The following is a 14,223-nucleotide window of genomic DNA, read 5'->3' as shown; positions in this document are numbered from 1 at the left end:
TAATATTTCTTTACAATCCTGCGCGCTCGCCATCTTCAAGAGAATGTAACAATTCCTTCATAATTTGGTGATTCTCATCATTGACAAATCAGATTGCCTATCCAAACACTCCCTAATTTCCCGTAAAATAGCTTGGCGTTGTAGCAAGAAGGCAAAAAAATGACTCAGGCTCGGATTGGGATTATCGGTGGCAGCGGTCTCTACAAGATGGAGGCGCTCAAAGATGTAGAAGAGATGCAAATCTCCACGCCTTTTGGCTTCCCCTCTGATGCTTTGATATTGGGAACTTTGGAAGGAACGCGAGTGGCTTTTCTGGCACGTCACGGTCGCAATCACACGCTGTTGCCTTCTGAGTTGCCGTTTCGAGCCAACATCTACGCCATGAAGCAGCTAGGCGTCGAGTACCTAATCTCTGCATCGGCGGTAGGTTCTCTCAAAGAAGAAGCGAAACCTTTAGATATGGTAGTGCCGGATCAATTTATTGACCGCACCAAGAATCGAGTTTCTACCTTTTTTGGGGAAGGGATTGTGGCTCATATTGGGTTTGCCGATCCCGTGTGCAATCAATTGGCTGGAGTTGTGGCAGATGCGATCGCATCTTTAAACTTACCCGACGTCACGCTCCATCGCGGTGGTACTTATGTTTGTATGGAAGGACCCGCATTTTCTACAAAAGCTGAATCGCATCTTTACCGCAGTTGGGGTGCCACAATCATTGGCATGACTAATTTACCAGAGGCGAAGTTAGCCAGAGAAGCAGAAATTGCTTATGCAACCTTAGCATTAGTAACAGATTACGATTGTTGGCACCCCGATCACGACAGCGTAACGGTAGAAATGGTCATTGCCAATCTGCAACGCAATGCAACCAATGCTCAAAAAGTAATTCAAGAAACTGTTCGGCGTTTGAGTGAAAATCCGCCAGTTTCTGATGCTCACTCGGCTTTAAAATATGCAATCCTCACGCGACTAGAGAACGTTCCGGCAGCAACAAAGGAGAAAATGGAGTTGCTGTTGAAGAAGTATTTGTAGTCAGCGGTTTTTTCATGCATTAACTTTCTACCAAGGACTCCCAATCATTGTGAAAGCTGACCAGAAATAAGGATGCTTTAGGTCTTTATCTCCGATTGATGCAAGAGAGGAAGGTAGAGGCATATTGCCATCAGAAGTATGCAGTTGTCCCCCTTCTAGTCGCACCTTTCCCTTTAACATTGCTAGCTGTGCCTGTCGCAAAGCTTCCGCCTTAATAGGGGCTTTTTTCAATTCTTTGTAGAAATCTGTCATTAGCCCCAATGTACCTTCATCGCTGACGTACCAAAGACTTGCCAGCGCTGACTTCACGCCTGCTTGCACCGCAAACCCGGCAAAGCCCAACTCGGCTTCTTCATTTCCCAGTGCTGAACGACAGGCACTCAGCACTAATAATTCTACCGCTGGTTTATTCCAGCCCAACTGACGCACTTGATCCAATCTCAATTGGGTGTCCCACAGCTGAATATAGGAGTTACCGAGTGCCCCTGACTTAAATTCTGCATGAGTTGCGAGGTGGATAATTTCGTAGGGTGTAGAAGTGCGTTGTGCTTTTAAATTCTTCAGGGTGAAAGCTTCGTTGAGGAAGGATTTACCTTGCCATAGCTTAGAAGTAATCATCGACAATTCTACCGGCACAGCAGGCAATGGATTTTGCGTTTTGTTGGTAAAGCGGTCGGCACCCATTGCCAGGACTTTAGCGTTTTTAAGGTTAGCGTAGCGGGTATCGGTGAGGCTGAGGCTAGGCATGAGACCGATACTATATTTCTCGATTAAAAACTGTTGACCGTCGTGGAGGGCGGAGATAGGAAGCGATCGCAAGCCTGCATCCATAATGAAGACTAAATTCTGGATACCTTGGGCTTCTAACTCGTCCTTGATAGGTGCAATTAGCCACTGATAGAGTTGTTCGGCGGGGGCACGGTAGTCGTCATTCAGTTTATTTTTATTGGTAATGGCGTTCCGCAACTTTCCAGCGACTTTCAGGATTTGCGATCGCGAAGCGGATGCGCCCAGCGCTCCTCGCTTGCTACCTGCTACACGCACCCGTTTCGTTTTCCCCTCTCCTGTTACCAGAATTAGCTCTAGTCGCTCATCGTCTTTGTTAATTTGAGTTTTTTGGCTACTAGAGACTTGATCCGGTGCAAAGACTGCATAAACAAATGCTGATTTGATGCTCGTCTGCTTCTCGATTTGGCTCAATAGGTTGGCGGCTGCTTTCGGATTGGTGATATTTCCCGTTTGCCCCAGATGTTGGTCAAATTTAGAGGTGATTGTGCTATCCAGGTCGCTCGTAGTATCAACCGTTACGTCAGAGACGCTAGTAGGCGTATTCAGAGGCATCGCGCCGAAGTAGGGAAGCAGGTTGTCTCCCGGACGGCGGGGAGTAATTTGAATATTGCCTTGGCGGTAAGGGCCAGGAAATTCTTTAGATGGCAAAATCGTACTGAGGAACCCAGTTCCGGTGGTGAGAGCGCCAGCCGTTCCGTTTTCTGTGGCATCTCCTACGACAAAGGGAGTAAAGGAGGAACCGCCTCCGTGGGAAATCATAATCGCGCCGTCCCCAGCGCCTCCAATTGTGGAAATGCTGGTCGCAAATGGGTTTTTGGAATCGGTGAAAGTGCCTGTAGCGCGGAAGAACCGATCGGTTGTAATTTTAACAACGCCTCCGAAGGCGCTCCCTCCACTTTGGGCATTGATGGAGACAACTTGAATGTCATCCATTGGCTTTTTGTTGAGTTCAATCAGTGGGTTTGCCAAGGTGACGTTACCACCTTTCCCGAAGCTGGAACTAGAGTCGATAACTCCAGCAGTGATGATGCCTTGAGCGGAAACTTCAATATCCCCACCGCCTGCTGTTCCTTGAGAGAGCAAATTGCCGCTTTGAATGGCTGCTGCATCACTTAGGAGAGCGTGAAGCGGAGCTATCGCCGTTAGGCGAATCGCTCCCCCGGTGCCATTGGTAGAAGATGTGTCAATATTTGCCGTGGTGATGCTACCCGGAGCCGCAACGGTGACTGCACCCCCGCCGGTTGTACCTTTGGAGGTCACATTTGCAGCGGTAATGGCTCCTTTTTGGCTGGTAAGTGCGATCGCTCCCCCGGTGCCTTTTTCGGAAGCAGAATCAATATTGGCAGCAGTGATATTGTCTTGAGCGGAGACGGTGATGGGAGAACCGGAAGTTTTCACATTTCCCGTCTGTACGGTTCCGTTTTGGCTGGTAAGTGCGATCGCATTTCCAGCACCTTTAGTCGCTGTTGCGTCAAGATCCAGCGTCGTGATGCTGTCATTGGCGATAACTGTAATTCCCCCAGCATCCGTATCGCCTTTGGATATCAAACTTCCCGTTTGTATCGCGCCTTGTTTGCTGTTGAGAGCGATCGCACCGCCAGCACCCGTTGCAGAAGAGGAGTCCAAGGCTGCGGTATTAATGGCTCCCGTGTCACTGGTAAGGCTAATTCCCCCACCCTTAGAGGTGATATTGTTGGTAGTGATTTTTTGATTGGCGGTGAGATTAACGTTGCCACCGGATGAATCTAAAGTGCCATTACTCGCGATCGCACCTTGAGTGCTATTGAGGGCAATTTCCCCACCTTTGGAAGTGATATTGCTAGCGGTGACTCCGCCATTCCCATTTAGATTAACGTTACCGCCGGATGAATCTAAAGTGCCATTACTCGCGATCGCACCTTGAGTGCTATTGAGGGCAATTTCCCCACCTTTGGAAGTAATATTGGCTGCGGTAACGCCTTGATTGGCGGTGAGATTAACCTTGCCACCGGATGAATCTAAAGTGCCATTACTAGCGATCGCACCAGAGCTACTATTGAGAGCAATTTCCCCACCCTTGGAAGTGATATTGGCTGCGGTGACGCCTTGATTGGCAGTGAGATTAACCTTACCGCCGGATGAATCTAAAGTGCCATTACTAGCGATCGCACCTTGAGTGCTATTGAGGCTAATTTCCCCACCTTTGGAAGTGATATTGCTAGCGCTGACTCCGCCATTCCCATTTAGATTTACCTTGCCACCATTGGTGTTGAGACTGCCTCCCGCCTGAATATTATTGGCGGTAATATTTACACCAGCTGGCTTAGTTGTCGTAATGTCACCTGCCAGCGTCGTAGTGCTACCAGATAACTGCGTCAGACTGTCTGCAACAATCGTCGAAATGGCGGTCACATCGGTAGCATTCTCAATTAAGATTGCGCCTAACCCTTTACCATCTCCCGCACCCACCGTTTTGCCGAAGAAGATGTTGCCGGTGCCTGCGATCATCTTTAGGTCATTATATTCGCCCTTTTCGCTATCCAGAGTGCCATTGAAAGAAATGTTACCCGCACCCAATGAGCCTGTATTTAGGAAAGTATCATCCGTCAGAGTGACATCACCATTAAAAATGATGTTGCCATCCAAAGTCGTGATAATGCCTGATAAGAGTGTTTGCTTGGCGTTGACAGTCAATTGTTGGTATACATCGGCGCTGTTGCCTTTTAAGGTCGCATTCTCGCCACCAATAATCACAACACCCAAGTCATTATTGATAGTCAAATACTCCAGGAGATTTGGACTACCGACGTTCCCTTTAAAAATTGCTTGACCTGCACCCGGATTCAGCGTCAGTCCCTGCTTGCTATCGGCTTGAGCGCTAACATTGCCTTCAAAGATGATGTTACCACCGCCGCTTGCAAGTGCAATATCGGTCTGAAGCTCCACAGTTTTGCCGAGTTGACCGAGGGTAATGTCTTGCCCCTGGGTGGAAATGTTTGCCCCCAAGTTGGTTGTTGCACCGTTGAGAGCGATCGCAGCATCATCCACTCCCTGAATTGTCCCGTTGACGTTAATCGTGCCATTCGGAGACTGAATTTTCACCGGATCGTCGAAGGTGACAGCATTGACATCAATCGTCCCAGTTCCGCTGTCACTACCAATGATGATGGGCTTAAAGCCACCCAAGGCATTAATATCTTTTTGGGTGATATCCAGCGCCGGTGTTTCTTCAAATCCGCCAATTGCGATCGCTTGATTGGGTGTTGCAGGCTGAAGCTGAACGGTACCGCCGCCAACGATTGTATTGTCTCCCCCGTCAAAGTTAATTTCAGCAGCCGTCAAATTGAGATTTCCTGTCAGATTGGCAGTGCTTTTAAATGCGACCAATGCTGCATTACTCACAGTCACATTGCTGAGTGCAGCGCTTTTTCCCACCCAATTATTAAAGATAACGTTGCCAGTACCTGCTGCTAGATTCAGGTTCTGAGTTCCATTGACAGTATTGCTAAAGTTGATATCGCCTACTCCCGCACCCGTGTTGAGAGAGACTGCGCCGGTTAGGTTCACCGCACCGCTGAAGCTAATAGTGTCGTTGGTGGTAGTAATATCCCCAGCGGTAATGACTCCTTCCGTGCCACCTTGACTGAAGGCTCCATCGAGGTTCATATCTGCGGCAGCATCAATTGTCAGCGTTCCAGTATTGTTGATACTGACGCCACCATTATTCGTCGTGGTAACTGGGTTTTTGAAAACAAAGTTGTTGCCGTTTAAGTGAATGCCGCTGGCGCTATTCGTATTCAGTGCGCCGTTGAATGTGGTGGTGCCACTCCCTGCACTTTGGGTAATGCTATCGGCTGTAATTGCTGCTGCTTGTACGTTTTGGGCACTGTTAATGGTGATAGAACCGAGTTTGTTGCTACCCCCGACTGCATCTGTAAAATTGATATTGCCAGTACCGGCAGTCAAAGTTAGGTCGTGATTGCCATTCAGGGCATTCAGGGTGTTGCCAAAGCTAATATCGCCTGCACCCGTTTCCAGGAAGATAGAACCTGTAAGATTGACGCCTTGGGTAAATTGAATGCTGCTAGCGGTGATATTCCCTGCGGTGGAAACGCTACCCGTGCCATTTTGCACAAAGGCTCCGGTTAAGGCCATCTTTGTACCCGAAGCAATCGTCAGCACATCACTGTTGGTGAGGGTAAGATTGCCTCCATCTGTGGTATCGATGCCTGAATTAAGAGTCGTTGCACCGCCGATGAGATGAATCGATGCATTACTGGTAATTCCCGGCGATGTTCCCTGCACCGTCAGCGTTCCTTTGCCAGCTTGAATCGTTACAGCATCTTTGAAGGTTGCCGAATCTACAACGATGTTTTGGCCTTTGCTAGCATTCCCAATAGTGATGCTGCTAAATCCGTCTTTTAACGCTGCCAAATCGGTATCGTTGATATTTAGATGGGAAGCATCTTGATCGAACCCAATTGCGATCTCGTTCCCCACCGTTGCTGTCTGAAGTGTCAGATTTCCCGTGCCAGCAACCGAATCCGTTCCGCCCGAAAAGTTAATTTCATCCCCCTTTAGGATGATATCCCCGGTCAACAGAACATTATTCCCATAGCTTTGACTATTAGCAGTGGTCACATTACCGTTGAGCTTGGTTGTCCCACCAACTCCAGTGGTAGCTAGGCTAGCAGTATTGACAGTGCTGTTGAAGGTGATATCACCGATACCAGCGTTCACAGTTAAATTTTTCTGACCATCAACTGTACTGTTGAAAGCGATCGCGCCATTGCTACCGCTAGTATCAAAATTAACATCACCGCTTAAGTTAATGCCTTGGTGAAATTCAATGCTGCTGGCGGTGATACTTCCACCTGTAGAGACTTTACCCGTGCCATTCTGGACAAACTTTCCTGCCAAATTCATGTCGGCAACAGAGGCAATGGTCAGCAAATCGCTGTTGGTAATCGTGACACCGCCACCCGTAGTATTGATGGCACCATTGAGGTTAAAAATATTACCAGTTAGCTGAATGTCGCTGGCATTTATGGCACTGTAAGTCCCGCTGCCAGCTTTTTGAGTGAGGTTAGCGGCGTTGATGGCAGCACTGGCGTTGACATTGCCGCTGTCAATTGTAAGGTTGCCTAAAGAGGTAACGGTGCCAAGGTTATTCTTGAAGTTAATACTGCCGCTACCTGCGTTCAGGGTGAGATTGTGATTGCCATCAATTGTGCTGTTGAATGCGATCGCGCCATTACTGCCACTGGTGTTAAAAGAGACATCGCCAGTTAAACTAACGCCTTGGTCAAACTGAATACTGCTAGCGGTAATATCTCCACCCGTAACAACATTACCCGTGCCATTCTGCACAAACTTTCCCGCCAAATTCATGTCGGCGGCAGGTGCAATGGTCAGCAAACCGCTGTTAGTAATCGTAACGCCCCCACCCGTGGTCTTGATGGCATCGTTGAGGTTAAAAATGTTGCCCTTCAGGTTAATCGCACCCGCAGCGTTCAGCGTACTGTAGGTGGTGGTGCCAGTCGTCGGTGTGACAGCTCCCTGAGTAATGCTAGTTGCTGTAATTGCCCCAGCTTGTACGTCGCTAGCACTGTTAATTTTTAAATTGCCCAGTCCGGAAGCATTGCTCAGCGTAATATTTCCCGTACCTGCGCTCAGTTCTAAGTCTTTGCCACCGCCTGTAATGGCTCCGGTGAAAGCAATATCACCGGAGCCAGTTCCAGTATTAAGTTTGACACCTCCGGTTAGGGTGACATTTCCACTAAAGCTGATGCCGGATTCTGCTTGAATATCACCAGCAGTGGAAACAGTTCCAGACCCCATTTGCTGAAACGCTCCTCCTAAGTTCATGTCTGCGTCAGCAGCAATCGTCAGTTTCTGGCTGTTATTGATAGTGATGCCGCCACTGGTGGTATTGATGGCACCGTTGAGGTTAAAAATATTACCAGTTAGCTGAATGTTGCTGGCAGTTATCGCACTGTAAGTACCGTTGCCAGCTTTTTGAGTAAGGCTAGCGGCGTTGATCGCAGCATCGGCGTTGACATTGCCGCTGTTGATGGTGAGGTTGCCGAGAGGTGTGGTAGTACCGACGGCATTTTTGAATTGGATGGTGCCGTTCCCTGCCTCTAAAGTCAGGTTTTGACCACCTGGGTTTGTCCCGTTCAGGGTGCTATTAAAGGTGATATTACCCGTCCCTGTACCCGTTTTGAAAGCGATGTCCGCTCCAGTAAGAGTGACTGCACTTGTAAAGCTGATGCCGTTTTCAGCGGTAATATTGCTTGCAGTAGCGACCGATCCGGAGCCATTTTGCAAGAAGGCTCCCCCCAAAATTATGTCTGCATTAGGGGCAATCGTCAGCTTGCCACCGTTAGTAATCGTCAAATTGTTAGTTGCGAATAGCGGTGCAGTGACATCTACAGTCCCTTTACTAATAAAGGTGAGATTCTCGGTAAGCGGGTTGAGGAATGTCCCAATGTGGATGCTTGCAGTGTTGGTGGCATCCCCAATGGTCAAACTACTAGCTGTAATATTTTTCAGTTGATCGAGGGTGAAATTCAGTCCAGGATTGGCGGCTAATCCTACGCTGATGCTTTGCCCTGAAGATTTGGGTGCCAGAGTGACTTTTGAACCCGCAATTGTTGATAAACCCAGGTCGAGCTTGTCAGCAGTCAGGACAATGGGGTTAGCCTTGGCATCGACAGTACTCCCAAATTTAATTTCGTTTGTGGTCAGCTTGATACCACTTCCACCGCTGGTATTCAGCGCTCCATTAAAGCTAGTGGTGCCTGTACCTGCCGTTTGAGTGATGCTGGTGGCGGTAATTGCTCCAGTTGTTACGTCGCCAGCACTGTCAATTATCAGAGCGTCCAGTCCCGTCGTGCTGCCCAGTGTAATAGTTCCTGTACCAGCACTCAGTTCTAAGTCTTTGCCACCGCCTATAATGACTCCGCTAAAAGTAATATCACCGTCTCCAGTTCCAGTATCTAGCTTGACATCTCCCTTCAGGGTAACGGGACTGCTGAAGCTGATGTTGTCATTGCTAGTGGTAATGTTGCTGCCAATGGAGACTGCCCCTGTGCCAGTTTGGCTGAAGCCTTTCGCAAGATTCATGTTTGCGTTTGCAGCAATGGTCAAATTGCCACTGTTGTTGATGGTGACAGTGCCATTGGAGGTAGTTGTGACAGGGCTGTTGAAGATAAAGTTAGTGCCACTCAAGTCAATCCCTGTGGCAGTATTTGTCTTCAATGCTCCATTAAAGGTGGTGGTGCCTGTACCTGCTTTTTGGGTAATGCTAGCGGCGGCGATCGCTTTTGTCTCTACATCTTTGGCAGCGGTGATAGTGAGGTTGCCGATTGGGGTATCACTACTACCTACTGCACCACCAAGGTTAATGTTACCCGTGCCCGCACTCAGTTCTAAGTTTTTGCCACTGCCTGCGATCGCTCCGGTGAAAGCAATATCACCGTTACCCGTTCCGGTATTGAGTTTGACATTTCCGGAGAGGGTGACATTTCCACTAAAGCTGATGCCGGTTTCAGCTTGAATATTACCCGCAGTGGAAACGGTTCCCGACCCCAGTTGCTCAAAAGCTCCCCCTAACTTCATGTCTGCTGCGTCGGCAATGTTGAGGTTGCCGCTGTTAATGGTGAGGTTGCCGAGAGGTGTGGTAGTACCGACGGCATTTTTGAATTGGATGGTGCCGTCGCCTGCCTCTAAAGTCAGGTTTTGACCACCTGGGTTTGTCCCGTTCAGGGTGCTATTAAAGGTGATGTCACCCGTCCCTGTACCTGTTTTGAAGGTAACGTCCGCTCCAGTGAGGGTGACGGCACTTTTAAAGTTGATGCCGTTTTCAGCGGTAATATTGCTTGCAGTAGCGACCGATCCGGAGCTTTCGTGCAAGAAGGCTCCCCCCAAATTTATGTCTGCATTAGGGGCAATCTTCAGCGCCTGCGTGCTATTAATTGTCAGACCGCCCTTGAGAGTTATAGGAGCGTTCAAGTTGACGGTCGCAGCGTCCAACGCAAGATTGTAAGTATTGGTATTGCTGCTGGCATTGATAGCACTTTTTACATCAATGTTTTCCGTGGCTGCAATTGACACATTGCCACTGTTAAGCATGGTTTTCACCTTGCCAGCGGAAATCTTGAATGTATCGTTGTCCTTGCCATCATCAGCCAGGATTGTCTTGTCATCAAGCTGATTGTTGTCATCGTCTGCGGTATCAATGACAACGCTTTTCGGGTCTAATAGCAACTGACCGCCCTTTCCTAGGGGCGCACCCACATCTACTAAACCGTCAAAGTCCAAGTTTTGTTTGCCTGACACTTCGACAAAGCCACCATTTCCACCTTGAGCGCCGCCACGAGCTGTAATATTGCCGTAGAAGCGGGTTGTCTCATCTGCCCAAACAATTACCTTTCCACCGTTGCCGTTGAGGAGGGCATCTGCGGCAATCAGAGAGTCGCTACTGACATAGGTGCGCGATGCATTTGGTAGTGTGCCCTTCCCTTGATAATCGCCGCCAATTCGCACTGTGCCGCCGCCGAGGGTGCCGGAAGCATTAATGTTGGCACCTACCAATCCCACTTTATTGCCGACAATTTGGACAGTGCCTCCGGTTTGTCCTGGGGCAGTGTTTGAGGTATTCAGGGAACCAGAAGCAATTACAGTACCTGTATCTGTGGGTATTGCAGTACCGGAACCTGTTAAATGAACTGTGCCGTCAGCGGCGACAGTCATTTTCGTGGCTCCCACATCCCCAGCACCTGTCAACAGCTGAGGTAAGGAGGCAATCGGAAGCTTCCAGTCATTCGGTTGATTGTCTGCTGCTGCTAGGGGTTGAATTTCTACACTTAGTAAACTTCCTGCCTGAGAAATGCGTACTACGCTCTCACCAGGCACTGCTGCCACCGTGATATTACCTCCCGGTGCTGACAATTGCCCGGTACTGACTACGGTGCCACCGAGTAGGGTTAAATTCTGTCCGGGGTTGACTGCCAAGTTTCCGGCATTTGCGATCGCTCCCGGCTGACTCATTGCGAAGGCAAAGCCGTTGGGCGTACCAATTAAAGCGTTATAGTCGTTGGCACCCGTGGCGCTGAACCAATTGCTCCCAAAGCCAATACCGTTAGCAGTGGTGGCGGTGAAGGAGGCAGGCACGTTGAGGCTGCCTCCTGCGCCAAAGATAATGCCTGCGGGGTTCATCAAGAACAGGTTTGAATTCCCACCCGTAACCTGGATGAGACCGTTAATTACTGAGGCATTTCCCCCATTGACGCGACCCAGGATGTTTTGAATGGATGGGTTTGAAAGGAAGTTGCCTATCTCGTTTTGATTCAGCCCAAACTGAGTGAAGCTGTGGAAGAGATTCGAGCCATTACTAGAAAGGGTGCCGCCACTGATGTCAATCTGGTTTCCATTCTGGTTAACCAGAGTATTCGTGTCATTGGGAGCCGGAATGATTGACTGAGCTGAGGTGGATGTGGCACCTACAGAAGCCCCAAACAACAACAGGGCGAACAGGGCACCGATTCTGCTGGTAAATACTGACATTAATCTCTTCCTTAGGGCTGATGAAAAATTTGCGGCAACTCTACAATCCCCAATTTTTCTGGGTCACTCCGTAATATCACAGCTTTGATAAAGGAATGATTAATTAGATATTGAATACTTTAAAGAGTTGATAAAGATGGGTATTTTGCTTTAGGAAATTTTCATAAAGCTGGCTATTTTTGCTCTGGTTTTTATAGGCTGCTTGTTGAATTAATTGCAACTGAAGCCTTTTTGAGACCTGCCTCAACTTTGCATTTTTTAACTTTCCACAGGTGTCAGGATTAATATTCGACCATTCAGCAGCAAACCTGATTTTTTAGACAAAGCAGGCTAGTGGTTAATCATTTTTCGTCAAAAGCAGATGTGGAACTGTAAAAATAATTATTAATTTGTAAAAATATTTGCGTACTTATTTATAGTATTTTTTAGCCGAAATATACATTATGAATCGGCTCGATCATTTAAGGGTGAATAGATGGAAAGATTCTCAGGTAGGGTAAGCTTTTATAAATATTATTTTTTATTGCGAATTGTTCATTGATTAGCAATCTTGCCATTAGCTATCCAAAATTAGTTGCAGATGAATTGAGAAGTGGGATACATCTGTAAGGACATGGCAGTCAAAAAGTCCCTACCGAACGTTAGAGCTGCACTATATTCCACCCAACTGACAAACGCTCTAAATTTCTCAAGCAAGCGATCGCTTCGCTGAGTGCAATACTCATGATTGTTAACCTCTCCCAAACGAAAAACTTCTCCCGTTGAGTTACAGGAGAAGCTTTTCAGAAGACTTGAGTGTTGACAGACTTTAGGCTTGAACCATGCCACCAGCAGCTTGAAAACGAGCGCGGGCACGTCTGAGGGCTTGAGTTGCCTGAATTTGCTCTTGACGGGAACCACCACCCCCAACCTGATTAAGCCTCGCCTCAGCTTCGGTATAAGCAGCACGGGCTTGTTCCCGATCGATTTTGTCGCCGCGCTCGGCACCGTTAACCAGAATGGTTACTTCATTCTCATCCACTTCTGCAAAGCCACCCATGAGGGCGATGGGCACCCAATCTTTGCCAGAACGGACACGCATGACACCGATATCCAGGGCTGTCAATAAAGGAGCATGACCGCTGAGGATACCGAGTTGACCTGTAGTGCTAGGCAGAATTACTTCTTCAGCACTAGAATCCCAGACAGTTCTGTCGGGAGAAACAACGCGAACAGTTAAAGCCATAATTTGTGAGTTGTTAGTTGGTCATTGGTCATTGGTCATTGGTCATTAGTCATTAGCCAGTGAAAAAAGGCTAATGACTAATGGCAAATGCCTATGGACTAGCTTTTGATTTTTTCAGCTTTAGCGATCGCTTCTTCAATATTGCCGACCATGTAGAAAGCCTGCTCTGGCAATGAATCCAGCTCTCCAGACAGAATCTTCTTGAAACCGTTGATTGTTTCTTGCAGATTCACGTATTTCCCTGGAGATCCGGTGAAGACTTCTGCCACGAAGAACGGCTGAGACAAGAAACGCTCAATTTTACGCGCACGAGCCACCGTCAAGCGGTCATCTTCAGACAATTCATCCAGACCCAGAATGGCGATGATGTCTTGCAGCTCTTTGTAGCGCTGTAGCGTTGCCTGAACTTCACGAGCAATCGCGTAGTGTTCCTCACCAACAACACTGGGTTGCAACATGGTGGAAGTGGAATCTAGCGGGTCAACAGCGGGATAAATTCCCTTCGCTGCTAAGCCACGAGACAACACAGTGGTTCCGTCCAAGTGGGCAAAGGTGGTTGCTGGCGCGGGGTCGGTCAAGTCGTCGGCTGGTACGTAGACGGCCTGAATTGAGGTAATCGAACCTTCGGTGGTGGAGGTGATTCGCTCTTGCAGGTCGCCCATATCTGTTGCCAGAGTCGGCTGATATCCCACAGCAGAAGGCATCCGTCCCAGTAGCGCTGATACTTCCGAACCCGCTTGCACAAACCGGAAGATGTTGTCGATAAACAGCAGCACGTCTTGCTTACTGACATCGCGGAAATACTCAGCCATTGTCAGTGCGGCTAAGCCTACGCGCATTCTCGCTCCGGGTGGCTCGTTCATCTGACCGTAGACCAGGGCGATTTTCGATTCGCTGAGGTTATCTTCTTTGATAACCCCAGATTCTTTCATTTCGTTGTAGAGGTCATTTCCCTCGCGGGTACGCTCTCCCACACCGCCGAACACAGACACACCACCGTGATTGATCGCGATGTTGTTGATCAGTTCCATCATAATGACGGTTTTACCAACACCAGCACCGCCGAATAAACCAATCTTGCCACCACGGCGATAAGGAGCCAGCAGGTCTAACACCTTGATTCCGGTTTCAAACACCGATGGCTTCGTTTCCAAGTCAGTGAACTTGGGAGCCGGACGGTGGATGGGGAAGGTTTCTTCAGTATTGACTGGCCCTTTATTGTCTACGGGTTCGCCAAGAACGTTGAAAATCCGACCCAGAGTGGCAGGTCCAACGGGTACGGTAATGGCAGCGCCGGTGTCTACTACTTCCATGCCGCGCACCAAACCATCGGTGGAACTCATGGAAACAGCACGCACTTGGTTGTCACCCAAAAGTTGCTGCACTTCGCAGGTTACGGACACGTCCTGTCCGGCTTCGTTTTTGCCTTCAACTTTTAAGGCATTGTAAATCTGCGGCATTTTGCCGCTGGGAAACTCCGCATCGATAACGGGACCGATGATTTGGGTAATACGCCCTACGTTTGTCTTGTCTGTGGTGGCTACCATGCTTGTGCCTATGTTGTGAATCTATCTGTATAGATACGGGAAAACAGTCTTAACATTTAGCAATGCCATTTTCCAGAGTAC

4 protein-coding genes are annotated in these 14,223 nt (G+C 48.5%); 1 reads left to right on the top strand and 3 read right to left on the bottom strand.

Going from position 1 to position 14,223, the window contains the following annotated elements; all coding sequences use genetic code 11:
- The first annotated feature begins 159 nt into the window (after window positions 1-159).
- On the top strand, window positions 160-1,032 hold the full coding sequence (locus NDI44_RS13030; RefSeq protein ID WP_190411657.1) for an S-methyl-5'-thioadenosine phosphorylase: 873 nt from the start codon (window positions 160-162) through the stop codon (window positions 1,030-1,032).
- A 27-nt stretch (window positions 1,033-1,059) separates the two neighbouring features.
- Here the strand turns inward: NDI44_RS13030 and NDI44_RS13025 are convergent, their stop codons facing one another.
- The 3 genes from NDI44_RS13025 to atpD form a co-directional block, all read right to left on the bottom strand.
- Window positions 1,060-11,370 carry a CHAT domain-containing protein gene (locus tag NDI44_RS13025; protein ID WP_190411656.1) on the bottom strand — a complete coding sequence of 3,437 codons (10,311 nt, stop codon included), beginning with the start codon at window positions 11,368-11,370 and terminating at the stop codon, window positions 1,060-1,062.
- Between the two features lie 808 nt (window positions 11,371-12,178).
- Entirely contained in the window at window positions 12,179-12,595 is a 417-nt protein-coding gene (atpC, locus tag NDI44_RS13020) for an ATP synthase F1 subunit epsilon (RefSeq protein ID WP_190411655.1), read from the bottom strand.
- A gap of 98 nt (window positions 12,596-12,693) precedes the next feature.
- Window positions 12,694-14,142, bottom strand: a complete 1,449-nt coding sequence (atpD, locus tag NDI44_RS13015) for a F0F1 ATP synthase subunit beta (protein ID WP_190411654.1) — start codon at window positions 14,140-14,142, stop codon at window positions 12,694-12,696.
- Window positions 14,143-14,223: the final 81 nt, after the last annotated feature.

Source organism: Trichocoleus sp. DQ-A3, assembly GCF_039961975.1.
Classification (GTDB): domain Bacteria; phylum Cyanobacteriota; class Cyanobacteriia; order Cyanobacteriales; family FACHB-T130; genus FACHB-T130.
The sequence above is the reverse complement of the archived record's forward strand: the minus strand, read 5'-3'. Positions and strand labels throughout refer to the sequence as shown.